At 71.8% G+C, this 26,911-nt stretch carries 22 protein-coding genes; 12 read left to right on the forward strand and 10 right to left on the reverse strand.

Annotation, left to right across the window (positions count from 1 at the left end; translation table 11 throughout):
* The first annotated feature begins 14 nt into the window (after positions 1 to 14).
* From ACFYPJ_RS12000 to ACFYPJ_RS12010, 3 genes are all read left to right on the forward strand, one after another.
* The gene (locus ACFYPJ_RS12000) at positions 15 to 1,340 is read left to right on the forward strand and encodes a M20/M25/M40 family metallo-hydrolase (protein ID WP_389014329.1); all 1,326 of its coding nucleotides are present in this window, start codon (positions 15 to 17) and stop codon (positions 1,338 to 1,340) included.
* Between the two features lie 142 nt (positions 1,341 to 1,482).
* Positions 1,483 to 1,716, forward strand: a complete 234-nt coding sequence (chpH, locus tag ACFYPJ_RS12005) for a chaplin ChpH (RefSeq protein ID WP_389014332.1) — start codon at positions 1,483 to 1,485, stop codon at positions 1,714 to 1,716.
* Between the two features lie 150 nt (positions 1,717 to 1,866).
* On the forward strand, positions 1,867 to 2,691 hold the full coding sequence (locus ACFYPJ_RS12010) for a chaplin family protein (RefSeq protein WP_389014335.1): 825 nt from the start codon (positions 1,867 to 1,869) through the stop codon (positions 2,689 to 2,691).
* An 85-nt stretch (positions 2,692 to 2,776) separates the two neighbouring features.
* Here ACFYPJ_RS12010 and ACFYPJ_RS12015 read toward each other — a convergent pair whose 3' ends face one another.
* Entirely contained in the window at positions 2,777 to 2,965 is a 189-nt protein-coding gene (locus ACFYPJ_RS12015) for a DUF5703 family protein (protein ID WP_389014337.1), read from the reverse strand.
* 47 nt (positions 2,966 to 3,012) lie between these two features.
* Between ACFYPJ_RS12015 and ACFYPJ_RS12020 the strand changes: the two genes are divergently transcribed.
* Positions 3,013 to 3,726, forward strand: coding sequence for a hypothetical protein (locus ACFYPJ_RS12020; RefSeq protein ID WP_389014340.1), 714 nt, complete (start codon positions 3,013 to 3,015; stop codon positions 3,724 to 3,726).
* Between the two features lie 99 nt (positions 3,727 to 3,825).
* Here the strand turns inward: ACFYPJ_RS12020 and ACFYPJ_RS12025 are convergent, their stop codons facing one another.
* Both ACFYPJ_RS12025 and ACFYPJ_RS12030 read right to left on the reverse strand, forming a co-directional pair.
* On the reverse strand, positions 3,826 to 6,156 hold the full coding sequence (locus ACFYPJ_RS12025; RefSeq protein ID WP_389014343.1) for a helix-hairpin-helix domain-containing protein: 2,331 nt from the start codon (positions 6,154 to 6,156) through the stop codon (positions 3,826 to 3,828).
* On the reverse strand, positions 6,153 to 7,136 hold the full coding sequence (locus tag ACFYPJ_RS12030) for an aldo/keto reductase (protein WP_389014346.1): 984 nt from the start codon (positions 7,134 to 7,136) through the stop codon (positions 6,153 to 6,155). Before ACFYPJ_RS12030 ends, ACFYPJ_RS12025 begins: the two co-directional genes overlap by 4 nt.
* 322 nt (positions 7,137 to 7,458) lie before the next feature.
* Between ACFYPJ_RS12030 and ACFYPJ_RS12035 the strand changes: the two genes are divergently transcribed.
* Both ACFYPJ_RS12035 and ACFYPJ_RS12040 read left to right on the forward strand, forming a co-directional pair.
* Positions 7,459 to 8,514 (forward strand): LLM class F420-dependent oxidoreductase, encoded by a 1,056-nt coding sequence (locus tag ACFYPJ_RS12035; RefSeq protein WP_389014349.1) that lies wholly within the window; start codon positions 7,459 to 7,461, stop codon positions 8,512 to 8,514.
* Positions 8,515 to 8,774: 260 nt separating this feature from the next.
* The gene (locus ACFYPJ_RS12040; protein WP_389014350.1) at positions 8,775 to 9,218 is read left to right on the forward strand and encodes a hypothetical protein; all 444 of its coding nucleotides are present in this window, start codon (positions 8,775 to 8,777) and stop codon (positions 9,216 to 9,218) included.
* A gap of 22 nt (positions 9,219 to 9,240) precedes the next feature.
* Here the strand turns inward: ACFYPJ_RS12040 and corA are convergent, their stop codons facing one another.
* Entirely contained in the window at positions 9,241 to 10,236 is a 996-nt protein-coding gene (corA, locus tag ACFYPJ_RS12045; protein ID WP_389014352.1) for a magnesium/cobalt transporter CorA, read from the reverse strand.
* Positions 10,237 to 10,322: 86 nt separating this feature from the next.
* Between corA and ACFYPJ_RS12050 the strand changes: the two genes are divergently transcribed.
* From ACFYPJ_RS12050 to mshC, 4 genes are all read left to right on the forward strand, one after another.
* Positions 10,323 to 11,009 carry a histidine phosphatase family protein gene (locus ACFYPJ_RS12050; RefSeq protein ID WP_389014354.1) on the forward strand — a complete coding sequence of 229 codons (687 nt, stop codon included), beginning with the start codon at positions 10,323 to 10,325 and terminating at the stop codon, positions 11,007 to 11,009.
* Positions 11,010 to 11,096: 87 nt separating this feature from the next.
* Entirely contained in the window at positions 11,097 to 11,687 is a 591-nt protein-coding gene (locus ACFYPJ_RS12055; RefSeq protein WP_389014357.1) for a DUF3090 domain-containing protein, read from the forward strand.
* Positions 11,651 to 12,484 (forward strand): SCO1664 family protein, encoded by an 834-nt coding sequence (locus ACFYPJ_RS12060; protein WP_389014359.1) that lies wholly within the window; start codon positions 11,651 to 11,653, stop codon positions 12,482 to 12,484. The genes ACFYPJ_RS12055 and ACFYPJ_RS12060 overlap by 37 nt, the downstream gene beginning before the upstream one ends.
* Before the next feature lie 127 nt (positions 12,485 to 12,611).
* Positions 12,612 to 13,841: a cysteine--1-D-myo-inosityl 2-amino-2-deoxy-alpha-D-glucopyranoside ligase gene (mshC, locus tag ACFYPJ_RS12065; protein WP_389014362.1), complete on the forward strand. Its 1,230-nt coding sequence runs from the start codon at positions 12,612 to 12,614 to the stop codon at positions 13,839 to 13,841.
* A gap of 396 nt (positions 13,842 to 14,237) precedes the next feature.
* On the opposite strand, the gene ACFYPJ_RS12070 is transcribed toward mshC, so the two are convergent.
* The 6 genes from ACFYPJ_RS12070 to ACFYPJ_RS12095 all read right to left on the reverse strand — a co-directional run bounded on the left by ACFYPJ_RS12070 (position 14,238) and on the right by ACFYPJ_RS12095 (position 21,799).
* A complete protein-coding gene (locus ACFYPJ_RS12070) occupies positions 14,238 to 15,233 on the reverse strand; it encodes a PAC2 family protein (protein WP_389014365.1) in 996 nt (331 codons plus the stop codon).
* A 259-nt stretch (positions 15,234 to 15,492) separates the two neighbouring features.
* Positions 15,493 to 16,164, reverse strand: coding sequence for a FadR/GntR family transcriptional regulator (locus tag ACFYPJ_RS12075; RefSeq protein ID WP_389014368.1), 672 nt, complete (start codon positions 16,162 to 16,164; stop codon positions 15,493 to 15,495).
* Between the two features lie 113 nt (positions 16,165 to 16,277).
* A complete protein-coding gene (locus ACFYPJ_RS12080) occupies positions 16,278 to 17,900 on the reverse strand; it encodes an FAD-dependent oxidoreductase (protein WP_389014371.1) in 1,623 nt (540 codons plus the stop codon).
* Between the two features lie 9 nt (positions 17,901 to 17,909).
* On the reverse strand, positions 17,910 to 19,448 hold the full coding sequence (gene glpK / locus ACFYPJ_RS12085) for a glycerol kinase GlpK (protein WP_389014373.1): 1,539 nt from the start codon (positions 19,446 to 19,448) through the stop codon (positions 17,910 to 17,912).
* A gap of 85 nt (positions 19,449 to 19,533) precedes the next feature.
* On the reverse strand, positions 19,534 to 20,337 hold the full coding sequence (locus ACFYPJ_RS12090) for an MIP/aquaporin family protein (protein WP_389014376.1): 804 nt from the start codon (positions 20,335 to 20,337) through the stop codon (positions 19,534 to 19,536).
* 697 nt (positions 20,338 to 21,034) lie between these two features.
* Positions 21,035 to 21,799 carry an IclR family transcriptional regulator gene (locus tag ACFYPJ_RS12095; protein WP_389014379.1) on the reverse strand — a complete coding sequence of 255 codons (765 nt, stop codon included), beginning with the start codon at positions 21,797 to 21,799 and terminating at the stop codon, positions 21,035 to 21,037.
* Between the two features lie 356 nt (positions 21,800 to 22,155).
* Here ACFYPJ_RS12095 and metH point away from each other — a divergent pair, with 356 nt between their 5' ends.
* Both metH and ACFYPJ_RS12105 read left to right on the forward strand, forming a co-directional pair.
* Complete coding sequence (gene metH, locus ACFYPJ_RS12100) at positions 22,156 to 25,680, forward strand: methionine synthase (RefSeq protein ID WP_389014382.1); 3,525 nt, start codon at positions 22,156 to 22,158, stop codon at positions 25,678 to 25,680.
* A gap of 378 nt (positions 25,681 to 26,058) precedes the next feature.
* Entirely contained in the window at positions 26,059 to 26,760 is a 702-nt protein-coding gene (locus tag ACFYPJ_RS12105; protein ID WP_389014385.1) for an HAD family hydrolase, read from the forward strand.
* Positions 26,761 to 26,911 lie beyond the last annotated feature (151 nt).

Raw genomic sequence — 26,911 nt, forward strand, 5'->3', positions numbered from 1 at the left:
CGGGAGGAATCAGCGTGAGCGAGACGGGCACGGCCAGGGGCGTCACCGGCGAGGACGAGGTCGTGGACCTCTGCCGCGAGCTGATCCAGATCGACACCAGCAACTACGGCGACCACTCGGGCCCGGGTGAACGCAAGGCCGCCGAGTACGTGGCCGAGAAGCTTGCCGAGGTGGGTCTGGAGCCGAGCATCTACGAGTCGCACCCGGGGCGTGCCTCGACCGTGGCCCGCATCGAGGGTGAGGACCCGTCCCGGCCGGCCCTGCTGATCCACGGCCACCTCGACGTCGTACCGGCCAATGCCGATGACTGGACCCACCACCCGTTCTCCGGCGAGGTCACGGACGGGTGTGTCTGGGGACGCGGCGCCGTGGACATGAAGGACATGGACGCCATGACGCTGGCCGTCGTGCGCGACCGGCTGCGCAGCGGCAGGCGGCCGCCGCGGGACATCGTGCTGGCCTTCCTCGCGGACGAGGAGGCCGGCGGCACCTACGGCGCCCGCTGGCTGGTCGACAACCACCCCGGGCTGTTCGACGGCGTCACCGAGGCGATCAGCGAGGTCGGCGGGTTCTCGTTCACGGTGAGCGAGCAGCGCCGCCTCTATCTGATCCAGACGGCCGAGAAGGGCATGCACTGGATGAAGCTGACCGTGGCCGGCACCGCCGGGCACGGTTCGATGGTCCACCGGGACAACGCGATCACCGAGCTGTCCGAGGCGGTCGCCCGGGTGGGCCGGCACCGCTTCCCGGTGCGGGTCACCAAGACCACCCGGGCCTTCCTCGACGAACTCGGCGACGCGCTCGGCACCGAACTGGACCCCGAGAACATGGAGGCGACGCTCGCCAAGCTCGGCGGCATCGCCAAACTCATCGGCGCGACCCTGAGCAACACGGCCAACCCCACCCAGCTGAACGCCGGATACAAGGTCAACGTCATTCCGGGCGAGGCCACCGCGCACGTCGACGGACGGTTCCTGCCCGGGTTCGAGGAGGAGTTCCTCGGCGACCTCGACCGGATCCTCGGGCCGAAGGTGCGCCGGGAGGACGTGCACTCCGACAAGGCGCTGGAGACCAGCTTCGACGGCCCCCTGGTCGCAGCCATGCAGTCCGCGCTGGTGGCCGAGGACCCGGCCGCCAAGGCGATCCCGTACATGCTCTCCGGCGGCACGGACGCCAAGTCCTTCGACGATCTGGGCATCCGCGGCTTCGGCTTCGCGCCCCTCAAGCTGCCCCCGGAGCTGGACTTCGCGGGCATGTTCCACGGCGTCGACGAGCGGGTGCCGGTGGACGGGCTGCAGTTCGGCGTGCGGGTGCTCGACCGGTTCATCGACGCGTCCTGAACGCCGGTCCCGAATTCAGCCACCTGTGCGGAAACCACTGAGAAGAGTGAATGCGACGATAAGCTCGTAGCTCCATTACTCCCTCCTCGTTACATGTGATGCGGTCCGCAGCTGGGATCGCTTTTGCCAACAAGGAGGAATAATGCTCAAGAAGGTCGTCGCCGCTGCGGCTGCCACTGGTGGTCTGGTTCTCGCTGGCGCGGGCCTGGCCGTCGCCGACTCCGGTGCCCAGGGCGCCGCTGTGCACTCCCCGGGTGTCGTCTCCGGCAACGTCATCCAGGTGCCCGTCCACGTCCCGGTGAATGCCTGCGGCAACACCATCTCGGTGATCGGACTGCTGAACCCCGCCTTCGGCAACACCTGCATCAACAAGTGACGTCGATTTTCTGAGGGGCGTCCATTCGTCGGCCCCGGAGCGCGCGCCATGCGCTCCGGGGCCGACCGGTTTTCTCCCCGGGAAATGCGACCCGGCACAGATTCGAAGTGGTCTGACCAGACAGACCAGAAGGACAGGGGGGTTTCAACCATGCGACAGGGCACGCGCAAGAGCCTGCTGACCGTGGCGGCCGCGACCGGCGCGCTCGCCGCCGTGAGCGGCAGCGCCCACGCCGACTCGGGGGCGCTCGGCGCCGCCGCGCACTCACCCGGTGTGCTGTCCGGCAACACCGTTCAGGTGCCCGTCCACCTGCCGGTGAACGTCTGCGGCAACACCGTGAACGTCGTCGGGGTCCTCAACCCGGCGGTGGGCAACACCTGCACTGACCACGGTGGCGGTGCGACGGGCGGCCACGGCGGCTCGGGGGGCGCGCACGCGGGCGGGCACACCGAAGGCTCACCGGGCGTGGGTTCCGGCAACACGGTCCAGGTGCCGGTCGACGTACCGGTCGACGTGTGCGGCAACAGCATCGACGTCATCGGAATCGGCAACGCCGCCGTGGGCAACCACTGCGCCAACGGCGGTGGCACGGGGGGCGGCCAGGGCACACCCCCGGGCGGAGGACACGGCACGCCTCCCGGCGGTGGTCACGGCACGCCTCCGGGCGGTGGCCACGAGACGACACCGCCCGGAAAGCCTGGGCAGCCGGGGCACCCCGGTACACCCGGCAAGCCCGGCACTCCGGGCAACCCGGGGACACCTGGCGCACCCGGCCACCCGAGTACGCCGAGCGCCCCGCCCGCCACCGGCGGCGGCACGCCGATCACCGGGAACTCGCAGATCCGCCCGCACGGCGGCTTCGGGCAACTCGCGAAGACCGGGAGCGACCTGCCGGTCGGCCTCGCGCTCCCGGCGAGCGCGGGCGCGCTGCTGGCCGGCGCGCTGCTGTACCGCAAGGCGCGGGCCTCGGCCTGAGACGCGGACACGGGAGAAACGGAGCGGGCCCCGCACCCTGGGCCCGCTCCGTTCATGTGGCTGTCTCAGCTCTCAGCTGCCCGTCTCACCACGTGGCACGCACCTGGCGGATGATCCGCCGGCGCAGCCGCACCCTGCGGCTGCCGTCGCGCAGCAGGCTCAGTCGGTCCAACTCCCAGTGTCCGTACTCGGCATGGTCCGTCAGCAGACGTGCGGCGTCCTTGCGGGACACCCCGCGCGGGACGTACACGTCGACAAATTCGTATTCCGGCATCGCATCTATTGTGCGGGCTGGGGCCGGGTACGGATAGCGTCTGCACTATGTCTGATGCTGTGCAGCCCACCGCTGCCGAGGTACGCGCCGCCGCCGAGGCGGTGAAGACCGCGCTCGACCGCCACCTGGCGGCGGTCGAACGCAGGTCGGGTGAGGACGATCCGGTCGTCTACGAGGCGTTCAATCAGCTCGCGGCGGCCGCCGAGACCTACGACGAGCTGCTCTACGACCGCTACGACGAGGTCACGCCCTTCGAGATCCCCGGCACGGAAGACTCGCTGCCGCCGTACGCGGGACCCGAGGAGCCGACCGCCCTGAGCGTGCTGATCCGTCGCGACTACTCCGTGGCGGAGCCGCAGCGGCTGCTGGCCCAGGCCCAGCGGGTCGAGGCGGTGGAGTACGAGGACGGCACGGGCGCGGACGCCGCCGGCACGGTGCACGGGGCACTCGGGGTCCTCTTCGGGGAGTTCGAACCCGACGAGATCGCCTCCCGGCACAAGGAGTTCGGCCTGGAGGAGGGTGATTCGACGCTGTGGGTGACCGCCGCCGACGAGCGCACCGAACCCGGTGACTGGCTGGAGGCGCCGTTCGAACAGATCGATCCGCAGCGGGTGGTCTGCCGCTTCGACGTCAGCGCCGTCTTCGACGATGACGACGACGATGCCGACGACGAGCGCGAGGCCGATGACGACCTTGAGGACGATCTCGACCTGGACGGCGACGAGGACGAGGACCTGGAACCCCTGGACGCGGATCGCTGATCCCGGCCGACCCCGGTGCCGCACGGGCGTGAGACCCGTGCGGCACCGTCTTGTCCGACGCCGCGCCCGGGAGGCCGGGCGCCGCACGCCGGAGCCGGGTCAGCCCTCCGCCGGCAGTTGGGCGCGCAGCAGGGCCGGCAGACGGGTCGTCCGGGGCTTGGCCGGGACCTCGGCGACCGCTGTGGGCAGTGCCTGCTCCACCCCGTGCACGACGGACAGATGACGCTCGGCCCGGCCGAACGCGGTGTACACCCACGGCCTGCTGAGCACCTGCGCGGCATCACCGGGCAGCACCACGACCACCGCGGGCCACCGGCCGCCCGCGGCCTGGTGCGCGGTCAGCGCCCACCCGTGCCGCACGGACCGCTCCACCTGCTCCCGCGCCACCACGACCGGCACCCCCGAGCAGGACAGGTGCAGTCCCTCGGCGTCGGCCCGCACCACCTGGCCGGCGAGCGTACGACCGGAGGCGGGGGAGTAGGCGACCCGGTCGCCGGGGTCGAAGCCGCCGAAGCGGCCGGGGCCCGGATTGAGCCGTTCCTTGAGCGCCGTGTTGAGCGCCCGGGTACCGGCCGCCCCGCCGTGCCCCGGCGTGATCACCACCGTCTGCTCGGCCGGGACGCCGATGGCCCGCGGCACCGAGTCCGCGACCAACTGCACCGCCCGGTGCACGGCCTCGCCCGCGTCCCGCACCGGCACGATCACGATCTCCTTGCCGGGCGCCTCCACCTGGCCGAGCTCACCGACGCCGATACCGGACACGAGTTCCCCGAGCGGCCCGGGGTCGGGCACCCGGGAGGCGACCTGCGGGCACGCCCGGGCCGTGAGCAGGTCGGCGAAGACCCGCCCGGGCCCGGCCGACCACAGCACGCCGGGATCCCCGGCCAGCACCAGCCGCGCCCCGTCCGGCATCGACTCCACCAGCAGGGCGGCGGTCTCGACATCGAGCCGGGGCGCGTCGAGCACGACCAGCAGGTCGAGGTCCAGGGCGCCGTCCGCGTCCCGCCCCGGTCCCTCGGCGTCCGCCAGCAGCCCCGCGACCGTCGCCACCCCGCAGCCGGCCGCCTCCGCCGGCCCGTCCGTCCGGCCGAGGCCCGCGACCAGCGCCGCGCACTCCGTCCGGCCGCCGTCCGTGTGCGCCGCGGCCCAGGCCCGCAGGCCCAGCGCGGACGCCTCGTGCAGCAGGCGTGCCGGGTCGGCGAGGGAGGCGTGGCCGCCGGTGTGCAGCACGAGACCGTGTGCGGCGACCGCCGCGATCAGTTCGCCCGCCGAGCCCCTGGCGGCGCCGGCCGCCCGCTCCCAGGACTCGGCGGGGCCGTCCTGCTTCGGTACGGAGTTGACCAGACGGGCCAGGCCGTCGGCGAGGCTCTCCTCGGCGAGCGCATACCGCTCAAGTCCGGCCAGGACGCGCACGGGCCGCTCCTGCACGCCGTCCTCGTCCGCGTCCTCCGTGTCCCCGGCGTCGGCTTCTTCCTGTGCCGCCGGCCGTGGCCGGGCCGTGGCTCCCGGCTCCTCCAGGGCGTCCTGGAAGACCAGGATCTCGCCCTGGTCGAGCGCGTCCTGCACGGCCGCGTCCGGATCCGGCACACCCCGCTGGGCCAGCGCGGCAGTGAGCGCGGGCAGCTCCAGCGCGGTGTGCCCGGCCAGTGCCGCCTGCTCCAGCAGCCAGACGGTCAGCGCCCGGCTCCGCCGCTCGTCCTGCGGACCGCACTCGGCCCCGAGCAGCGCCCGCGCGAACCCGTCGGCCTGCTCCGGCCGTACCCCGGTGACCCACAGCAGCAGCCACGGATCGGCCCGCAGCCGTGCGTCCGCGCCCTCGCCGAGCGCCGCCGCGACCTGGGACGCGAGGCTCTCGGGGGCGCCGCCACCGGCCAGCACCGCGCGCACCGCGTCGACCGTCGCCGTCGCCGGCGCCGCGGCGACCGGCTGCGCGGCCGGGGCGGGCTGCGGCCGCGGACCGGGCTCCGGGACGGCCGGCCGTCCCGGAGCGGGCGCCGGATCGTCGAGGACCGCGGCCCGGGGCCGCGCCCCGCCCTCCACCGCCCGTACGGCCGCGAGCAGGTCGGCCGCCGTGCCGCTGAGTCCGCCGCCGCTCTCGATCTGCCCCTGCTTCTGCGCCTTGCGCCGCTCGATCCGCTCCCGCTCGATCCGCTGGGCGGCGAGTTCCGCCTCCGCCTCGGACCGCTGGGACGCGTCCCCGGCGGTCCCCTCCTCGCTCCCGGCCGCCACCCCGGACGACCCGACACCCGTGCCGGCGTCCTGCGCCCCGTCCGAGGGCCCCGCGCTCCGCGCCCCGTCCGTGTCCGCCCCGGCGTTCCCCGTGCCGTCCGCGTCCGGTACCGCACTTCCCGTCCCGTCGGCGTCCGGTACGGCGTCCGAGGCACCCGGTCCCGGCCGGGCTTCCTCCGTGGTCTCCGGGTCCGTGCTCACAGCGTGCTCCAGTCGTGATCGGGATAGCGGTGCAGAGGCGCCGACACATCGTCGAGCGCCAGGCAGATCTCGTCAGGAAGACTAAGGGCCTCCACCGACAAAGCCGCCGTGAGCTGCTGCGCGTTGCGCGCGCCGATGACCGGGGCGGCCACGCCGGGACGGTCCCGGACCCAGGCGAGGGCGACCTGGAGCGGGGTCACCGCGAGTCCGTCCGCGGCCGTCGCCACGGCGTCCACGATCCGGCTCGCGGTGTCGTCGAGGTACGGCGCGACGAACGGCGCCAGGTGCTCGGAGGCGCCGCGCGAGTCCGGGGGAGTCGCGTTGCGGTACTTGCCGGTCAGGACGCCGCGGCCGAGCGGCGAGGACGGCAGCAGCCCGATGCCCAGGTCCAGGGCGGCGGGCAGCACCTCGCGCTCGACGCCGCGCTGGAGCAGCGAGTACTCCATCTGCGTGCTCGCCAGCCGGGTCCGGCTGCCCGGCGCCGACGACTGCCAGGTGGCGGCCTTGGCGAGCTGCCAGCCGCAGAAGTTGGAGACGCCCGCGTAGCGCACCCGGCCGCTGCTGACGGCCAGGTCAAGGGCTTGCAGGGTCTCCTCCAGCGGGGTGTCCGGGTCGAAGGCGTGGATGTGCCAGATGTCGACGTAGTCCGTGCCGAGGCGGGCGAGGGAGGCGTCGAGCGCGGCGAGCAGATGGCCGCGCGAGCCGTCGAAGCGGCGGTCCGGGTCCGGTACGCTCCCCGCCTTCGTCGAGATGACCAGATCCCGACGCGGCACGAGCCCTTCTATGAGCTGGCCGAGCAGATACTCCGCCTCACCCCCGCCGTACACGTCCGCGGTGTCGACGAGGGTCCCGCCCGCCTCCCAGAACACCTTCAGCATGTCCGCGGCGTCATGCTCGTCGGTGTCCCGGCCCCAGGTGAGGGTGCCGAGTCCGATCCGGGACACACGCAGGCCGGTACGGCCGAGATGCCTCTGCTCCATGTCCGCCGACCCTACTGGCCCGAACTCGCCCCGTGGGCGCCTGTGGACAACCGATTTCGCCCACCGCCCCACTCCCCGCGACCACCGCCCGGCCCGGTCGTCCGACCGGGTCGCGCAGCAGGTCCGGCCCGTGGCGGGCGCCGCACCGCTCCAGTGCTCCGGCCGGCTCGCCGGCGAGGACGCCCGCCCCGGCACCGACGGGTGTGGCCCACCGCCGCGGTGGGACATGGATCTCTCCGCGCGGTCTGCCCTGCCCTTGGTGCCCGGGGCACGCTAAGGTCTGCGCAACAGGGACGTTACTCACGGGTAAGGGGAATCGGCGATGCAACTCGGGATCAACCTCGGGTACTGGGGTGCCGGGATGGACGCGGACAATCTGGCCGTGGCACAGGAGGCCGACCGGCTGGGCTACGCCGTGTGCTGGGCCGCCGAGGCGTACGGATCGGACGCGGCCACCGTGCTGGCCTGGGTCGCCGCGAAGACCGACCGGATCGACGTCGGCTCGGCCATCTTCCAGATCCCGGCCCGCCAGCCGACGATGACCGCGATGACCGCCGCGACCCTCGACTCGCTCTCCGGCGGCCGTTTCCGGCTCGGGCTCGGCGTCTCCGGCCCACAGGTCTCCGAGGGCTGGTACGGGGTCAAGTTCGACAAGCCGCTGGCCCGCACCCGCGAGTACGTCGAGATCGTACGCAGGGCCATGTCGCGCGAGCGCCTGGCGTACGAGGGCGAGCACTGGACGCTGCCGCTGCCGGGCGGCCCCGGCAAGCCGCTCAAGCTGACCGTGCACCCGCAGCGTGAGCACATCCCGCTCTACGTCGCCGCCATCGGGCCGAAGAACCTGGAGCAGACCGGGGAGATCGCCGACGGGGCGCTGCTCATCCTCCCCTCGGCCGACCACCTGGAGGATACGGCCGTCGCCCACCTGCGCGCCGGGCGCGAGAAGGCGGGCAAGTCGCTCGACGGGTTCGACGTCTGCCCGACCGTGCCGATCGCCGTCGGCGACGACAAGGACGTGGCCGAGCTCGCCGACGTCTTCCGCCCCTTCACGGCCCTGTACGTCGGCGGCATGGGCAGCCGCAAGCAGAACTTCTACAACCAGCTCGCCCAGCGCATGGGCTACGAGAGCGAGGCCGCCGAGATCCAGGACAAGTACCTCTCCGGAGACAAAGAGGGCGCGGCGGCCGCCGTCCCCCAGGACCTGATCGACCGCACCACCCTGCTCGGCTCCGTCGACCGCATCGCCGATCGCATGCGGGCCTATGCCGCGGCCGGCGTCACCACCCTCACCCTCAGCCCGGCGGGCTTCACGCTCGACGAGCGGATCGCCTCCCTGCGGGCCGGCACGGAGGCCCTGGAGCGTGCCGGTCTCGGCTAGGGGCTGTCCTCAGGTGGGAATCGTCTGCGGCCGTGGTGGGGGCTCGGGGCCTCCCCGCCACGGCCGTCACGCGTAACAACGCGACCGGGCCAGCGCGGTTACGCCCCGCCCGGACCCCGCTGCTCATCCACCCGGCGGAGCCGGCCGGCACACCTGTTGCAGCACCCTCAGCCCGGCATTCGACTCGTTCTTCGCGGAGTATCACGGAAACCCGGCGGAGCCCGTCGCGGAACCCGCGCATCCTGCAGAGAGGTGCCCCGATGCTTTCGGCGAAAAGCCTGTTCCAGGAGATCCTCGACGACGACGAGGCCTTCCGGCTGTTCTGCTCCGTCGCCGCCAGCGGTGAGTCGCAGGGCGGCTGGGAGAACGCGCGGATCGCCGCGCTGGTACCGCAGAGCGAACGCGCACTCGCCCCCAAGATCACCCGGCACGGCGCCGACGAGGACAAACACGGGCGCATCTTCCACGCGTTGATGAACAAGCGCGGGCTGCGGCCCGTCCCGGTCCCGCCCGAGACCGACTACACCGTGCTCCTGGAACGGCACGGCATCGGGCTCGCCCACGAGAAACTGAAGGCGGCCGGCATCCACGCCGTGTACGGCTACGAACGGGCGGCGGGCCGGCGCCGGCTGGTCTCCCTGCGGATGCCCGAGCGCCGCGACGCCCTCGGCGGCCCGGCGGGCACCGCGCCCGGATTCGCCTGACGGCACGGACCCGGCGGACCCGTCACATCCAGCCGCGCCGCTTGAACGTCCGGTACAGCACCATTTCGAGGAACCCCATCACCGTGATCACCGCGGGGTACGACCACAGCCAGTGCAGCTCCGGCATGTGCTGGAAGTTCATACCGTAGATCCCCGCGATCATCGTGGGGATCGCGGCCATCGCCGCCCACGCGGAAATCTTCCGCATGTCGTCGTTCTGCCGGACACTCATCTGCGCCAGATGCGCCGACAGGATGTCCGACACCAGCCGGTCCAGGCCCTCCACGGACTCGTTCACCCGCATGAGGTGGTCGTTGACGTCCCGGAAGAACGGGCGCGACTGCTTCCGCACGAACGGCACCGACTCGACGAACGGACCCAGCCCCGCGAGCCGGGTCAGCGGCATCGACAGCGGGACGGTGGCCCGGCGGAACTCCATGACCTGCCGCTTGAAACCGTAGATCCGCGACGCCGTGTGTCCCGAGCCGCCGCTCGGCGAGAACACCTCCGCCTCCAGTTCCTCCAGGTCGCCGGTCAGCTCCGCGGCCACCTCCAGGTAGTGGTCGACGACCGCGTCGGTGATCGCGTACAGCACCCCCGTCGGGCCGTGCCGCAGCATGTCGTGCCGCTGCTCCAGCCGGCGCCGGACGCCGGCCAGCGGCGAGGCCGCACCGTGCCGTACGGTCACCACGAACGAGTCGCCCAGGAAGACCATCACCTCCCCGGCGGTGACGGTGTCGTGCTCCGGCTCGTACGTCACCGGCTTGAGGACCACGAACAGTGAGTCCTCGTACACGTCCAGCTTGGGCCGCTGATGCGCCTTCAAGGCGTCCTCGACGGCCAGCGGGTGCAGCCCGAACTCCTCCGTGACCAGGTCGAACTCCCGCTCCGTCGGCTCGTACAGCCCGATCCACAGGAAACTGTCGCCCCGCGCGCGTGCCTCGGCCAGGGCATCGGAGAAGTCCCGCGGACTCTCCGTGCGGTGCCCGTCGCGGTAGATGGCGCAGTCGACGATCACGCAGGAATTCTCCCGTCGTACCCGCCGCGGCGCACTTCGCGGCACCGGTGCCCCCGCACACCGCGCGGGCGCCTACCCTGGGCCGCATGCCCACGCTGATCCTCGTAAGGCACGGACGTTCCACCGCCAACACCGCGGGCGTGCTCGCCGGCTGGACGCCGGACGTCGCCCTGGACGAGCGCGGCGCCACGCAGGCCGCCGCGCTGCCCGGACGCCTCGCCGGGCTGCCCCTCGCCGAGGTGGTCACCAGCCCCCTGCAGCGCTGCCAGGAGACGCTCCAGCCGCTGCTGGACGCCCGGCCCGGCCTGAGCGCGCACACCGACGACCGGATCGGGGAATGCCACTACGGCGACTGGACCGGCCGCAAACTCGCCGAACTGAACGACGAGCCGCTGATGCGCGTCGTCCAGGCACACCCGTCGGCCGCCGCCTTCCCCGGTGGGGAGTCCATGCGGGCCATGCAGACCCGCGCCGCCGAAGCCGTACGCGAATGGAACGCGCGCGTGGAGCGCGACCACGGCGAGAACGCGGTGTACCTGATGTGCTCGCACGGCGACGTCATCAAGTCCCTCGTCGCGGACGCGCTCGGCCTGCACCTCGACCTGTTCCAGCGGATCTCCGTCGACCCCTGCTCGGTCACCGTGATCCGGTACACACCGCTCAGGCCGTTTCTCGTTCGCCTGGGTGATACCGGGGATTTCGCCTCCCTTGTACCCCGCGAGGAACCCCCGGGGGAAGACGCTCCGGTCGGTGGCGGTGCGGGCGCACCGTGATCGTCGGGCGCAGTAGGGTGAAGCGGTTGACATCATCGCGTGCGCACATGGACCTTCACGCATACTCGAATTCAATGGAGACAGGACGTGTCCCGTCAGGTGTTCCTCTACGACCCCCCGGACCGCTTCGTGGCCGGTACGGTCGGACTGCCCGGGCGCCGTACGTTCTTCCTCCAGGCTTCCGCCGGCCCCCGGGTGACCAGCGTGGCCCTGGAGAAGACCCAGGTCGCCGCGCTCGCGGAGCGCATGGACGAACTGCTCGACGAGGTCGTACGCCGTAGCGGAGGCAGCGCGCCGGTACCCGCCGTCGCCCCCACCGAGATCTCGGACACCGCGCCGCTTGACACCCCCATCGACGAGGAGTTCCGCGTCGGCACCATGGCCCTGGCCTGGGACGGCGACGAACAGCGCATGATCGTCGAGGCCCAGGCGCTGGTCGAACTGGACGCCGACTCCGACGAAGACCTCGCGGAGGCCGAGGAACGGCTCCTCCAGGACGAGGAGAATGGACCCCCGATGCTGCGGGTCAGGCTCACCGGCGTGCAGGCCAGGGCCTTCGCCAAGCGCGCCCTGGACGTCGTCAACGCCGGCAGGCCGCCGTGCCCGCTGTGCAGCCTGCCGCTCGATCCGGAAGGACATGTATGTCCGCGCCAGAACGGATACCGCCGCGGAGCGTGACGCCCCCCGCCGCCCACTCCGCGGAACTGCTCGCCGACGGTGAACTGAAGGTGCGCGGTCGCATCCGCGAGGCGTCCAACGCCGCGCTGTTCTGCACGATCACGTACGACGGCCAGGAGGCCACCTGCGTCTACAAGCCCGTCGCGGGCGAGCGCCCCCTGTGGGACTTCCCCGACGGCACCCTCGCCGCGCGCGAGGTGGCCGCCTACGAGGTCTCCGAGGCGACCGGCTGGGGCCTCGTGCCGCCCACCGTCCTGCGGGACGGGCCCTACGGCGAGGGCATGTGCCAGCTGTGGATCGAGGTGACCCCCGACGCCGAACTGCTCGCCCTGGTGGACACCGAGGAGCCGGAGGCGGGCTGGAAGGCGATCGGCTTCGCCCAGGTCGACGAGGACCGCACGGCGCTGCTCGTGCACGCCGACGACGAACGGCTGCGCCGCCTCGCCGTCCTCGACGCAGTGATCAACAACGCCGACCGCAAGGGCGGCCACCTGCTGCCCACCGCCGACGGCCGGCTCTACGGCATCGACCACGGGGTCACCTTCAACGCCGAGAACAAGCTGCGGACACTCCTGTGGGGCTGGGCGGGCGAACCGCTCACCGCCGATGCCGTCGACGTCCTGGAGGGACTGCGGGACGCCCTGGACGACGGCGGGGCACTCGGCGGCCGGCTGACCCGGCTGATCACGACGGCGGAACTGGCGGCCACGCGCGCGCGTGTCGACGCACTGCTGGTCTCCGGGAAGCACCCGGAGCCGAGCGGCGAGTGGCCGGCCATCCCCTGGCCGCCCGTGTAGCGGCCCGCCCCACCGACACCTCGCCGACGGTGAAGCACATCGGCCGACCAAACGCAAGATCGCCTTTCCGGCCATCCGGCCTGGTCCGGTTCGTATACCGAACCGGGCGCCGGTTAGTCTCATGTACATGCATGCCTGGCCTGCTTCCGAAGTCCCCGCCCTGCCCGGTCAGGGCCGCGACCTGAAGCTCTACGACACCGCGACCGGCGGCCTTGTCACCCTCGTCCCCGGTCCCGTCGCCCGTATCTACGTCTGCGGGATCACCCCGTACGACGCGACCCACATGGGGCACGCGGCGACCTACAACGCGTTCGACCTCGTCCAGCGCGTGTGGCTCGACACGAAGCGCCAGGTTCACTACGTCCAGAACGTCACCGACGTCGATGATCCGCTGCTGGAGCGCGCACAGCGGGACGGCGTCGACTGGGTCGCCCTCGCCGAGCAGGAGACGACCCTGTTCCGCGAGGACATGACAGCCCTGCGGATGCTGCCCCCGAAGCACTACATCGGCGCCGTCGAGGCCATACCCGGCATCGTGCCGCTCGTCGAACGCCTGCGGGACCTGGGCGCCGCCTACGAACTCGAAGGCGACATCTACTTCTCCGTGGAGTCCGACCCGCACTTCGGCGGCGTCTCCCGCCTCGACGCCGCCGCCATGCGGCTGCTGTCCGCCGAACGCGGCGGCGACCCGGACCGCCCCGGCAAGAAGAACCCGCTCGACCCGATGCTGTGGCTGGCCGCCCGCGACGGCGAGCCCAGCTGGGACGGCGGCTCGCTCGGCCGCGGCCGCCCCGGCTGGCACATCGAGTGCGTCGCCATCGCCCTGGACCACCTCGGCATGGGCTTCGACGTCCAGGGCGGCGGCTCCGACCTCGCCTTCCCGCACCACGAGATGGGCGCCTCGCACGCCCAGGTGCTGACCGGCGAGTTCCCCATGGCCAAGGCGTACGTCCACGCCGGCATGGTCGCCCTCGACGGCGAGAAGATGTCCAAGTCCAAGGGCAACCTCGTCTTCGTCTCCCGACTGCGCCGTGACGGTGTCGACCCCGCCGCGATCCGGCTCGCCCTCCTCGCCCACCACTACCGGTCCGACTGGGAGTGGACCGACCAGGTGCTGGCGGACGCGGTGGCCCGGCTCGGCCGCTGGCGTGCCGCCGTGTCCCGGCCCGACGGGCCGGCCGCCGAGGCGCTCGTCGAGGAGATCCGCGACGCGCTCGCGCACGACCTCGACGCACCGGCCGCACTGGCCGCCGTCGACCGCTGGGCCGCCGCCCAGCAGGAACACGGCGGTACGGACCCGGGCGCCCCCGGTGTCGTCTCACGCGCCGTGGACGCCCTCCTGGGCGTGGCGTTGTAAGGACGCCTGCGGGCGTGGTCGGGTGAGCCGGCCCGGTGCGTTGCGTGTGAGCACACCGGGCGTGGCGGGCGTGGTGGTGTGGACGAGGTGAACGGGGCAGCCGACCGTTGGACCGGTCAACTGACGGTCCCCCCACGGCAGGTGACACCGTGCCACCCCGGCACCGGCTGCTCACCGCCACCGCGGCCACGACCGCCCGGCGGCGCTTACGGCGCCTGCCGGGCCCGCCCCATGGCCCGGCACGGTCCCGCCGCCGCGACGACCGGCCACGGGCGCCGCCCTACCCGTCCGACTCCCGGTTCACCACGCCGCCGCCGCCCGCGCACGACGTGCGCCGAGGCCGCCGTCGACGCCTGACACAGCGGGGGCGGTACGCGTGCCGCGTACCGCCCCCGCTCAGTCCTCCGAGGTGTCCTCGTCGTCGCTGTCCGGGCCTGTGGAGCCGTCCGGTTTCGGCGGCCGGGACGGCCGGGACCGGCCCGGCGGATTGTCCTGCCGACGGTACGGAGGTGACTGCGGGCCCTCCCCGCCGTCCGCCGTGGCGTGCCCGCTCACGTCCCGGCGGCGCAGATAGCGCTCGAACTCCCGGGCGATGGCCTCGCCCGACGCCTCCGGCAACTCGGCGGTGTCCCGTGCCTCCTCCAGCGTCTGGACGTACTCGGCGACCTCGCTGTCCTCGGCGGCCAGCTGATCCACGCCCACCTGCCAGGCCCGCGCGTCCTCCGGCAGCTCACCCAGCGGAATGCGCAGGTCGAGCAGATCCTCCAGGCGGTTGAGCAGGGCCAGCGTCGCCTTCGGGTTGGGCGGCTGCGACACGTAGTGCGGCACGGCCGCCCACAGGCTGACCGCCGGGACACCTGCGTGCGTGCACGCCTCCTGCAGCACGCCCACGATGCCCGTCGGACCCTCGTACTTGGTCTCCTCCAGATCCATGCGGCCGGCCAGATCCGCGTCGGACGTGCCCCCGCTGACCGGGACCGGGCGCGTGTGCGGCGTGTCGCCGAGCAGGGCGCCCAGGATGACCACCATCTCCACGCCCAGCTCGTGCGCGAACCCCAGCAACTCGTTGCAGAACGAGCGCCAGCGCATCGACGGCTCGATACCGCGGATCAGCACCAGGTCACGCGGCTTCTCGCCGCCCACCCGGACCACCGACAGCCTGGTCGTCGGCCACGTGATCTTCCGCACGCCGCCGTCCATGAACACCGTGGGCCGGTTCACCTGGAAGTCGTAGTAGTCCTCGGCGTCCAGCGCGGCGAACACCTCGCCCTTCCACTCGCGCTCAAGGTGAGCGACCGCGGTGGAGGCGGCGTCCCCGGCATCGTTCCAGCCTTCGAACGCGGCCACCATGACTGGGTCGATCAGCTCGGGAACTCCCTCCAGCTCGATCACCCAGCGCCTCCTTCCGACGTGCCCTCGCGTACGTCCCAACCTTACGGCGTCCGGCAAGGACGCCCGCAGCCCCCTTGCACAGGGGAGTGAACGGATCACTGCCCGGTTCGCCGCCCGGGAACACCCCGCCGTCACCGGGTGGCGGCGGACCCGGCTGTTCCTCGCACACCGGCGGGCGGCGGGACCGAGGGGCGCGGGGAACCGCGCGAGCGGCCACGGCGGCGGCCGTCGGCCCGCACCACCACGGCATCCCGCGCACTCACAGCGTGGACCGCAGCCACTGCTCCACGCTCGCGATGTGCACGGTCGCCCAGGACCGGGCCGCCTCCGCGTCGCGGTCGCGCAGCGCGGCCAGGATCGCCCGGTGCTCGCGCAGGGTGCGGCCCACCGCGTCCTCCTGGGTGAGCCCGCGCCAGATCCGGGCCCGGGTGGTCGGCCTGGACAGGCCGTCGAGCAGGGAGCACAGCACCGAGTTCCCGGCGCTCTGCACGATCCCACGGTGGAACTCCAGGTCACCGGCGACCAGTTCCTCCACCGAGGGCGCGGTGCCCAGCGCGTTCAACTGGGCCGACAGCGCGTCCAGTTGCTGTTCGCTGATCCGCGAGGCGGCCATCGCCGTCGCGGCCGGCTCCAGGATCCGGCGCACCGCCAGGAACTCCAGGACCGTGTCGTCGCGGTGGAAGTCGACGACGAAGCTCATCGCCTCCAGCAGCAGTTGGGGGTCGAGGCTGGTCACATAGGTGCCGTCGCCCTGGCGCACGTCCAGGATCCGGATCAGCGACAGCGCGCGCACCGCCTCCCGCAGCGAGTTGCGGGACAGCCCCAGCTCGGCGGCGAGTTCGCTCTCCTTGGGCAGCCGGTCGCCGGGGCGCAGCGCACCGGAGACGATCATGTCCTTGATCTTCTCGATCGCCTCATCGGTGACTGCCATGACGGGCCTCCCTGAACGCTCAGACATCCGATGTCTCAGCCACATTATGGGGGCACTCGAACGGCGGCGGCCCCACCGGAGCGGGGCCGCCGCGGTGACGTCCGCGACCGCGCCTACGCCGGCTTCTTGCCGAGCAGGTCACCGACCTTGGCGCGCACCTCGTCCGTGGCCAGGCCGCGGATCGTCAGCGTCGTACGGCGGCGCAGCACGTCGTCCGGTGTCTCCGCCCACTCGTGGTCCCGGGCCCACACCACCTGCGCCCAGATCTCCGGCGCGTCGGGGTGGACGCGCTCGGCCAGCTCCGGGTCGTCGTTGGCCAGGCGGGCGATGTCGAAGGCCAGCGAACCGTAGTGGGTGGCCAGGTGCCGCGCGGTGTCGGCGGCCATCCGCGGGCCCGGCCCGGGACCGTCCACCAGCAGCCGGTGGGCCACCGCACGGGGATTGGCCACGCCGGGCAGCGGCAGCTTCCGCGGCAGCGCCGAGACCGGCTCGACGTCCTCGCCCAGCGGATGGCCGGGCAGCGCCTCCAGCTTCTTCATGACCGTACGGCCGATGTGCCGGAACGTGGTCCACTTGCCGCCCGCGACGGACAGCATGCCGCCCTTGCCCTCGGTCACCACCGTCTCCCGCTTGGCCTTCGCGGTGTCGCCGGGACCGCCCGGCAGCACCCGCAGACCGGCGAAGGCGTAGGTGATCAGATCCTGGTCGAGCTGCTGGTCACGGACGGAGACCGCGGCCTCCCCGAGTATCTGGGCGATGTCCTTCTCATGGACCGCGACGTCCGCCGGATCGCCCTCGTACGCCTCGTCGGTCGTACCGAGCAGCAGCATGTCCTCCCAGGGCAGGGCGAACGTGATGCGGTACTTGTCGATCGGCGTGGCGAGCGCGGCCTTCCAGGGCGCGGTGCGCCGCAGCACCAGGTGCACGCCCTTCGACAGCCGGATCGACGGCGCGGCGTGCGGGTCCTCCAGCGCCCGCAGGTGGTCGACCCACGGGCCGGTCGCGTTCAGCACCAGCCGGGCGTCCACGCCGAACTCGTCGCCGGACAGCCGGTCCGTCAGCTCGGCGCCGGTGACCCGGCCCCTGGTGAAGCGCAGCCCGGTGACCTCGGCGTGGTTGAGGACCACGGCGCCCGCCTCGACGGCCGCCCGGACGGTCATCAGCGCCATGCGCGCGTCGTTCATCTGGTCGTCGCCGTACACGGCCACGGCCCGCAGGTTCTCGGTGCGCAGCTCCGGCACGTCCTGCACGGCCTTCGCCGGGGAGAGCAGATGGCCCACGCCGTCCCCGAACGCCGACAGCGCCGAGTACGCGAAGACACCCGCCCCGAGCTTCGCGGCACCGTGCGGCCCGCCCTTGTACACGGGGAGGTAGAAGGTCAGCGGGTTCGCCAGGTGAGGGGCCACCTGGCGGGAGATCGCACGGCGTTCGAAGTGGTTCTCCGCCACCAGCTTCACCGCGCCGGTCTGCAGATAGCGCAGACCGCCGTGGAGCAGCTTGGAGGAGGCGGACGAGGTGGCGCCGGCGAAGTCACCGGCGTCGACCAGGGCCACCCGCAGGCCGGACTGCGCGGCGTGCCAGGCGGTGGAGATGCCCAGGATGCCGCCGCCGATCACGAGCAGGTCGTAGGACGCCTTGGCGAGCTGTTCCCGGGTCTCGGTGCGACTGGGACCGGCGCCCGAGGCCGGGCGCGTTCCCAGGGCAGGCACGGACTGCAGGGCGGGCTGACTGGTCATGTCGGGTGCTTACTCCTCGTGCTCGATCCAGCCCATGGTCCGCTCGACGGCCTTGAGCCAGCTCTTGTATTCACGGTCGCGGAGCTCCGCGTCCATGCGGGGGGTCCACTCGGCGGCCCGGCGCCAGTTGGCGCGCAGATCGTCGGTGTTGGTCCAGAAGCCGACGGCGAGACCGGCGGCGTAGGCGGCGCCCAGGCAGGTCGTCTCCGCGACCATCGGGCGCACCACCGGCGCGTCCAGCACATCGGCGAGGGTCTGCATGAGCAGGTTGTTCGCGGTCATGCCGCCGTCGACCTTCAGGGTGGACAGCTCGACGCCGGAGTCCTTCGTCATGGCGTCGGCGATCTCCCGGGTCTGCCAGGCGGTGGCCTCCAGGACGGCACGGGCCAGGTGCGCCTTGGTGACGTACCGGGTCAGGCCGGCGATCACCCCGCGCGCGTCGGAGCGCCAGTGCGGCGCGAACAGACCGGAGAACGCCGGTACGAAGTAGGCGCCGCCGTTGTCCTCGACCGAGAGTGCCAGCGTCTCGATCTCGGCGGCGGTGGAGATCAGGCCCATCTGGTCGCGCATCCACTGCACCAGCGAGCCGGTGACGGCGATCGAGCCCTCCAGGGCGTACACCGTCGGCTGCTCACCGATCTTGTAGCCGACCGTGGTGAGCAGACCGGCGTACGAGTTGATGATCTTGTCGCCGGTGTTCATCACCATGAAGGTGCCGGTGCCGTAAGTGGACTTGGTCTCGCCCTCGGAGAAACAGGTCTGTCCGAACAGCGCCGCCTGCTGGTCGCCGAGCGCGGAGGCGACCGGGATGCCGCCGAGCAGTTCGCCGAGCCGGCCGCCGGTGACCTCGCCGTAGATCTCGGCGGAGGAGCGGATCTCGGGGAGGATCTGCAGCGGCACGCCGATGGACTCGGCGATCTTCTCGTCCCACTGCATCGTGTGCAGGTTCATCAGCAGGGTGCGGGAGGCGTTGGTGACGTCGGTGACGTGCTTGCCGCCGTCGACACCGCCGGTCAGGTTCCAGATGACCCAGGTGTCCATGGTGCCGAAGAGGATGTCGCCCGCCGCGGCGCGCTCCTTGAGTCCCTCGACGTTGTCGAGCAGCCAACGGGCCTTGGGGCCGGCGAAGTAGGAGGCGAGCGGCAGACCGGTCTCGCGGCGGAAACGGTCCTGGCCGACGTTGCGGCCCAGTTCCTTGCACAGGGCGTCGGTGCGGGTGTCCTGCCAGACGATGGCGTTGTGGACGGGCTCACCGGTGTTCTTGTCCCACAGCACGGTGGTCTCGCGCTGGTTGGTGATGCCGATGGCCTTGATGTCGTCGCGGGTGATGCCGGCCTTCTCGATGGCTCCGGCGACGACCTCCTGGACGTTGGTCCAGATCTCGTTGGCGTTGTGCTCGACCCAGCCCGGCTTCGGGAAGATCTGCTCGTGCTCCTTCTGGTCGACGGAGACGATACGGCCGTCCCGGTCGAAGACGATGCAGCGGCTGGAGGTCGTGCCCTGGTCGATCGCGGCGATGAAGGGGCCTGCGGTGTGGGCGTCGGTCACTGTGTGCTCCTGGAGGTTCCGTGGGTGAGGGGGCTGCGGACGGCGCGTGCTGTGAGGCTCGGGGCTTCTGGGAAGCGCGGTGCTTCTAAGCAAAAGCGACGTTGTATATGCCTGCAGCGATGGCGCCGCCGATCAGCGGACCGGCCACCGGGATCCAGGCGTAGCCCCAGTCGGAACCGCCCTTGTTGGGAAGGGGCAGGAGCGCGTGCACGATGCGCGGGCCGAGGTCACGGGCCGGGTTGATGGCGTACCCGGTCGGGCCGCCGAGGGACAGACCGATGGAGACGACCACCAGCGCGGTGATCAGGGCGCCGATGGTGCCGAGGCCGTTGCCCTTGTCGTTCAGGCCCTGGGTGAGGATGGCGAGGACCAGGACCACCGTGCCGATGATCTCCGTGGCCAGGTTCTGCACCGCGTTCCGGATCTCCGGACCGGTGGAGAAGATGCCCAGGACCGGACCGGCCGCGGGCTCCTCGGCCTCGACGGACTTGGCCGGCGCGCTGGCCGTGTCCTGGGCGCCGGGACCGCCGACGATCTCCCGGTCGGTCAGGTGGGCGTAGAACTGGCCGTAGTAGGTCACCCAGACCAGTGCGGCGCCGATCATGGCGCCGAGCAGCTGACCGCCCAGGTACGTGGGGAGGTCGGCGAAGTCGTCGTTCTTGATCGCGAGAGCGAGCGACACGGCGGGGTTGAGCTGGGCGCCGGACAGCGGCGCCGAGGTGTAGACCGCCGTGAGCACCGCGAAGCCCCACCCGAAGGAGATGGCGAGCCAGCCGGCGTTACGGGCCTTGGATGCCTTCAGCGTGACGGCGGCGCATACGCCGCCGCCGAGCAGGATGAGTATGGCGGTACCGATGGTCTCGCCGATGAAGATGTCGGAGCTGGACACCCGCGACTCCTTTGTCCTTCGTCCAGGGAAGCCGAACCCCGGGTCCCACCGGGGGTTCTGGTGCCCTCGGGGTGAGGGCGTTGCCGGCCCTTGGCGTTGCCACACTCTAACGTGTATTGCCGATAGCTGTTCGACAATGCCGACCGATGGACGGGAGTCTCGCTCTGGCGTTATGCAGGCGTCAAGGGGTTCGTGGCCGAAACCACCGATCGTTATCGATCGCCGCGGGCCGGGGCGCCCGGCGGGCCCGTCTCCGCGAACTGCCCGTCTTCGGTTCCGGCCAAGGTTTTGGGGCGGGGGCGGGCGCGCGGCGGTGGTGGGGACGCGGTGGGGGAGCGGCGCCGAAAGCGGCGGGTGCTCGCGTCATCCGGTGACGGCAACCTGGTGGCCGCCGGGGTGGCCGCCGGGTGCGGCAGAGGAGCCTGACGGGTGAGGGGTGTGGGCGGGTGCGGTGGTCGAGCGTGGCGAATGAGGGTGGGTGCGGCAGTCGGGTGTGACGGGCGTCGGCGGGCGCGGCAGTCGAGCGTGGCGGGTGGATGTGGCCGGGCGCGGTGGTCGAGCTGACGGGCTACGGGTGTGGGCGGGCGTGCGTGCGAACCGTCCGGCGCCCGGATCGCGTCAGAGCCCCCGGCGCCCAGGCCGAGCCAGAACCGCCCGTCGCTCAGGCCGAGGCAGGGTCCCCGCCATTCAGGCCGCCTCAGAACCGTCCGGCGCCCAGATCGCGCGACACCGCGCGGGCGCAGTCCCGCACCGCCGCGATCAGCTCGGCACGCAACTCGCCGTCCCGGCACAGCCGCTCCACCGCGCCGGTGACGCCGACGGCGCCCACCGGCAGCCGTCGCCGGTCGTGGACGGGCGCGGCCACCGAGGCGACGCCCTCCCAGGTCTCCTCCACGTCGGCCGCATACCCACGCGCGCGCGTGAGATCGAGGATGTGCTCGAAGTCCCCCAGATCGCACACCGTGCGGTCCGTGAAGGCCTTGCGGTCGGCATCCAGCGCCTCGCTGTGCGCCACCGGGTCGTACGCCGACAGCACCTTGCCCATGGCGGTGGAGTGCAGCGGCTGCATGGCCCCGATCTCCAGCACCTGCCGGCTGTCGTCGGGACGGAAGACGTGGTGCACGATCAGCACGCCCTGCTGGTGCAGGACGCCCAGGTAGGCGCTCTCGCCGCTGGAGCGGGCCAGGTCGTCCGTCCACACCAGGGCCCGCGCCCGCAACTCGTGCACGTCGAGGTAGGTGGTGCCCAGGCGCAGCAGCTCGGCGCCGAGCTGGTACCGCCCCGACGCCTCGTCCTGCTCCACGAAGCCCTCCTGCTGGAGGGTGCGCAGGATGCCGTGGGCCGTGCCCTTGGCGAGGCCCAGCGAGGAGGCGATGTCCGACAGACCCAGCCGTCGCTCGCCGCCCGAGAGCAGCCGCAGCATCGCGGCCGCCCGTTCGAGCGACTGGATGTTCCGTGCCATCGCCGTTCTGCCTCCGTCCCTCCGACTTGCGATCACGGCGGTAAGGGAATCCACCGTTCGGCAATGTCGAACACTACCGGCCCATGCCGACCTCCCGCTAATGGTCGGTCGCGATCTGTTACATCCGTCCGCATCCGTCCGCATCCGTCCGCGTCCGTCGTGACCCACATGTGACCGGCACGTGGTCACGGCCGCCAGGTGTGGCCCGTGTGGCCGGGGCCGCCACATGCGTCCGTCCCGTGGACGTCCTGCCCATCCAGGCCCACTCCCGGTTACCCTGACGCCGTGCGCCTTCTCCGGCCCGGCCGGGGGGCAGCCGCATAGCCGACAGCCGTCGCACTCCAGGGAGCCCTTACATGGCCTCGTTGCCAACGACCCCTTCCGCCGACAGCCGGACCCGTGTGTCCGCGCTCCGAGAGGCGCTCGCCACCCGTGTGGTGGTCGCCGACGGAGCGATGGGCACCATGCTCCAGGACCAGGAACCCACGCTCGAAGACTTCCAGAACCTCGAAGGCTGCAACGAGATTCTGAACCTGACCCGGCCGGACATCGTGCGTTCGGTCCACGACGCCTACTTCGCGGTGGGCGTCGACTGCGTCGAGACCAACACGTTCGGTGCCAACCACTCGGCCCTCGGCGAGTACGACATCCCCGAGCGCGTCCACGAGCTGTCCGAGGCCGGTGCCCGGGTGGCCCGCGAGGTCGCCGACGAGTACACCGCCCGGGACGGCCGCCGGCGCTGGGTGCTGGGCTCGATGGGCCCCGGCACCAAGCTGCCCACCCTGGGACACGCCCCGTACACCACGCTCCGCGACGCCTACCAGCGCAATGCCGAGGGCCTGGTCACGGGCGGCGCGGACGCGCTGCTGGTGGAGACGACCCAGGACCTGCTGCAGACCAAGGCCGCCGTGCTCGGCGCCCGCAGCGGTATCGAGGCCCTCGGCCTGGACGTCCCGGTGATCGTCTCGGTGACGGTGGAGACCACCGGCACCATGCTGCTCGGCTCCGAGATCGGCGCCGCACTCACCGCGCTGGAGCCGCTCGGCATCGACATGATCGGCCTCAACTGCGCCACCGGTCCCACCGAGATGAGCGAGCACCTGCGCTACCTCGCCCGGCACTCCCGCATCCCGCTGTCCTGCATGCCGAACGCGGGCCTGCCGGTGCTCGGCAAGGACGGCGCCCACTACCCGCTCACCGCCCCGGAACTCGCCGACGCGCAGGAGACGTTCGTCCGCGAGTACGGCCTCTCGCTCGTGGGCGGCTGCTGCGGTACGACGCCGGAGCACCTGCGCCGGGTGGTCGAGCGGGTGCGGGACATGGCGCCGGTGGCCCGCGACCCGCGCCCCGAGCCCGGCGCCGCCTCCCTCTACCAGAGCGTCCCCTTCCGCCAGGACACCGCGTACCTGGCCATCGGCGAGCGCACCAACGCCAACGGCTCCAAGAAGTTCCGCGAGGCCATGCTGGCGGGCCGCTGGGACGACTGCGTGGAGCTGGCCCGCGAACAGATCCGCGAGGGCGCGCACATGCTCGACCTGTGCGTGGACTACGTCGGCCGGGACGGCGTCGCGGACATGGACGAACTGGCCGGCCGCTTCGCCACCGCGTCCACCCTGCCGATCGTGCTCGACTCCACCGAGGTGGACGTGATCCGGGCCGGCCTGGAGAAGCTGGGCGGCCGGGCCGTCATCAACTCCGTGAACTACGAGGACGGCGACGGACCCGAGTCCCGGTTCGCGAAGGTCACCAAGCTGGCCCGGGAGCACGGCGCCGCGCTCATCGCGCTGACCATCGACGAGGAGGGCCAGGCCCGCACCCCGGAGAAGAAGGTCGAGATCGCCGAACGGCTGATCGACGACCTGACCGGGAACTGGGGCATCCACGAGAGCGACATCCTCATCGACACCCTGACCTTCACCATCTGCACCGGTCAGGAGGAGTCCCGGGGGGACGGCATCGCCACCATCGAGGCGATCCGCGAACTCAAGCGCCGCCACCCGGACGTGCAGACCACACTGGGCCTGTCGAACATCTCCTTCGGCCTCAACCCGGCCGCCCGCATCCTGCTCAACTCGGTCTTCCTCGACGAGTGCGTGAAGGCCGGCCTGGACTCGGCCATCGTGCACGCCTCGAAGATCCTGCCGATCGCCCGCTTCGACGAGGAACAGGTCACCACGGCCCTCGACCTCGTCTACGACCGCCGTGCCGAGGGCTACGACCCGCTGCAGAAGCTGATGGCCCTGTTCGAGGGCGCCACCGCCAAGTCCCTCAAGGCCGGCAAGACGGAGGAACTGGCGGCCCTGCCGCTGGAGGAACGCCTCAAGCGCCGCATCATCGACGGTGAACGCAACGGCCTGGAGCAGGATCTCGACACTGCCCTCCAGGACCGCCCCGCCCTCGACATCGTCAACGAGACCCTTCTCGACGGCATGAAGACGGTCGGCGAGCTGTTCGGCTCCGGCCAGATGCAGCTGCCGTTCGTCCTCCAGTCCGCGGAAGTGATGAAGGCCGCGGTGGCCCACCTCGAACCGCACATGGAGAAGTCCGACGACGGCGAGGGAGCGGGCAAGGGCACCATCGTGCTGGCCACCGTCCGCGGCGACGTGCACGACATCGGCAAGAACCTCGTCGACATCATCCTGTCCAACAACGGCTACAACGTCGTCAACCTCGGCATCAAACAGCCGGTCTCCGCGATCCTGGAAGCGGCCGCGGAACACCGGGCGGACGTCATCGGCATGTCCGGGCTGCTGGTCAAATCCACGGTGATCATGAAGGAGAACCTGGAGGAGCTGAACCAGCGCGGCCTGGCCGCCAACTACCCGGTGATCCTCGGCGGCGCCGCCCTGACCAGGGCATACGTCGAACAGGACCTGCACGAGCTGTACCAGGGCGAGGTCCGCTACGCCCGCGACGCGTTCGAGGGCCTGCGCCTGATGGACGCCCTGATCGGCGTCAAACGGGGTGTGCCCGGGGCGAAGCTGCCGGAGCTGAAGCAGCGCCGGGTGCGCGCGGCGGCGGCCGTCGAGACCGAGGAGCGGCCCCAGGAGGGCCATGTCCGTTCGGACGTCGCCGTCGACAACCCGGTGCCCGCCCCACCGTTCTGGGACACCCGCGTCATCAAGGGCATCCAGCTCAAGGAGTACGCGGGCTGGCTGGACGAGGGTGCGCTGTTCAAGGGGCAGTGGGGGCTGAAGCAGGCCCGTACCGGCGCCGGGCCCACCTACGAGGAACTGGTCGAGACCGAGGGCCGGCCGCGCCTGCGCGGACTGCTGGACCGCCTCCAGACGGAGAACCTCCTCGAAGCAGCCGTCGTCCACGGCTACTTCCCCTGCGTCTCCAAGGACGACGACCTGATCATCCTGGACGAACAGGGCAACGAACGCACCCGGTTCACCTTCCCGCGCCAGCGCCGCGGCCGCCGGCTGTGCCTGGCCGACTTCTTCCGCCCGGAGGAGTCGGGGCAGACCGACGTGGTCGGCCTCCAGGTCGTCACAGTCGGCTCGCGCATCGGCGAGGAGACGGCACGCCTCTTCGCGGCCGACGCCTACCGGGACTACCTCGAACTGCACGGCCTGTCCGTGCAACTGGCGGAGGCCCTGGCCGAGTACTGGCACGCCCGGGTCCGCTCCGAACTGGGCTTCGCCGGCGAGGACCCGGCCGACATGGCGGACATGTTCGACCTGAAGTACCGGGGCGCCCGCTTCTCCCTCGGCTACGGCGCCTGCCCCGACCTGGAGGACCGGGCCAAGATCGCCGAGCTGCTGCGGCCGGAACGCATCGGTGTCCGCCTCTCGGAGGAGTTCCAGCTCCACCCCGAGCAGTCCACGGACGCGATCGTCATCCACCACCCGGAGGCCAAGTACTTCAACGCCCGGTGAGCCGCTGGGGGCCTTCGTCCCTTTCGTCCTCCCATGGTCGCGCCCGACGGGGCCGCGCGCTCGCCGACGGGCGTCGCACGGCCTCCTGAGGCCCGCGGGGCCCCTGCCGGGCCTCCGCGGGCCGCCCGGACTCCGTGGCGGACACGGGGGCGCAACCGCGGTCCGGTGGGGCCCGGGCGAGGCGCACACGCCCCCGCGAGCGCCTCAGCGGGAGCCGCGCCGTGCCGCGCAGGGGCCCCCAGGGTGTTACCCGCGGTACCCCCAGGTGCAATCGGTACATGAGGCGTTTCGCATGCCGGAGACGTACACTTATCGGTCCACCGCAGGCCGGTTCCCGCATGGGAACCGGCCTGATCGTCCCTCAAGGAGGTACGCCGGATGACCGCTACGGTCCCCGCACTCGGAACCCGTTCGGCGGAAGGCTCGGCCCTGCAGGCCGTCCTCCTGGACATGGACGGCACCCTGGTGGACACCGAAGGCTTCTGGTGGGACGTCGAGGTCGAGGTCTTCAAGGGGCTCGGCCACATCCTCGACGACTCCTGGCGCCATGTCGTGGTCGGCGGCCCGATGACCCGCAGCGCCGGGTTCCTGATCGAGGCGACCGGTGCCGACATCAGCCTCGTCGATCTGTCGGTGCTGCTCAACGAGGGGTTCGAGGATCGCATCGGACGCACCCTGCCGCTCATGCCCGGCGCCGCCCGGCTGCTCGCCGAGCTGTACGAGCAGGAGATCCCCACCGCCCTGGTCTCCGCCTCCCACCGGCGCATCATCGACCGCGTGCTGGCCTTCCTCGGCCCCCAGCACTTCGGCCTGTCCGTCGCGGGCGACGAGGTCTCCCGCACCAAACCGGACCCGGAGCCCTATCTGCTCGCCGCCTCCGGGCTGGGCGTGGATCCGGCCAGATGCGCGGTCGTCGAGGACACCGCGACCGGCGTCGCGTCGGGCGAGGCCGCCGGCTGCCGGGTGGTCGCCGTACCGTCCGTCGCACCCATCACCCCGGCCGCCCGGCGCACCGTCGTCAACTCGCTCGAAGAAGTCGACCTGGCATTTCTACGCGGGATGATGACCGAAATGCGCTGAGCGTCCACCCGGCGTACGAAGCCCGCCCGGCGCGCACCCGCCGCCGTGCACCACCGCCGCGACCCGAAGCGGGCCGCACGGCCGAATTACAGGATCACCCAACCGAGTTGAGAATGTGAGTTTCGCCACTTGCGCGGGGGTCGACATCCGG

The sequence above is a fragment of the Streptomyces sp. NPDC006012 genome (assembly GCF_042871185.1).
GTDB lineage: Bacteria > Actinomycetota > Actinomycetes > Streptomycetales > Streptomycetaceae > Streptomyces.

Excerpts from the sequence above, each read along its gene's own strand:
- metH (WP_389014382.1), top strand. The coding sequence starts at position 22,156 with ATGGCCTCGTTGCCAACGACCCCTTCCGCCGACAGCCGGACCCGTGTG.
- ACFYPJ_RS12060 (WP_389014359.1), top strand. The coding sequence starts at position 11,651 with ATGTCCGCGCCAGAACGGATACCGCCGCGGAGCGTGACGCCCCCCGCC.
- ACFYPJ_RS12105 (WP_389014385.1), top strand. The coding sequence starts at position 26,059 with ATGACCGCTACGGTCCCCGCACTCGGAACCCGTTCGGCGGAAGGCTCG.
- ACFYPJ_RS12010 (WP_389014335.1), top strand. The coding sequence starts at position 1,867 with ATGCGACAGGGCACGCGCAAGAGCCTGCTGACCGTGGCGGCCGCGACC.
- chpH (WP_389014332.1), top strand. The coding sequence starts at position 1,483 with ATGCTCAAGAAGGTCGTCGCCGCTGCGGCTGCCACTGGTGGTCTGGTT.
- ACFYPJ_RS12035 (WP_389014349.1), top strand. The coding sequence starts at position 7,459 with ATGCAACTCGGGATCAACCTCGGGTACTGGGGTGCCGGGATGGACGCG.
- ACFYPJ_RS12095 (WP_389014379.1), bottom strand. The coding sequence starts at position 21,799 with ATGGCACGGAACATCCAGTCGCTCGAACGGGCGGCCGCGATGCTGCGG.
- ACFYPJ_RS12040 (WP_389014350.1), top strand. The coding sequence starts at position 8,775 with ATGCTTTCGGCGAAAAGCCTGTTCCAGGAGATCCTCGACGACGACGAG.
- ACFYPJ_RS12075 (WP_389014368.1), bottom strand. The coding sequence starts at position 16,164 with ATGGCAGTCACCGATGAGGCGATCGAGAAGATCAAGGACATGATCGTC.
- mshC (WP_389014362.1), top strand. The coding sequence starts at position 12,612 with ATGCATGCCTGGCCTGCTTCCGAAGTCCCCGCCCTGCCCGGTCAGGGC.
- ACFYPJ_RS12030 (WP_389014346.1), bottom strand. The coding sequence starts at position 7,136 with ATGGAGCAGAGGCATCTCGGCCGTACCGGCCTGCGTGTGTCCCGGATC.
- ACFYPJ_RS12080 (WP_389014371.1), bottom strand. The coding sequence starts at position 17,900 with ATGACCAGTCAGCCCGCCCTGCAGTCCGTGCCTGCCCTGGGAACGCGC.
- ACFYPJ_RS12015 (WP_389014337.1), bottom strand. The coding sequence starts at position 2,965 with ATGCCGGAATACGAATTTGTCGACGTGTACGTCCCGCGCGGGGTGTCC.
- ACFYPJ_RS12020 (WP_389014340.1), top strand. The coding sequence starts at position 3,013 with ATGTCTGATGCTGTGCAGCCCACCGCTGCCGAGGTACGCGCCGCCGCC.
- ACFYPJ_RS12050 (WP_389014354.1), top strand. The coding sequence starts at position 10,323 with ATGCCCACGCTGATCCTCGTAAGGCACGGACGTTCCACCGCCAACACC.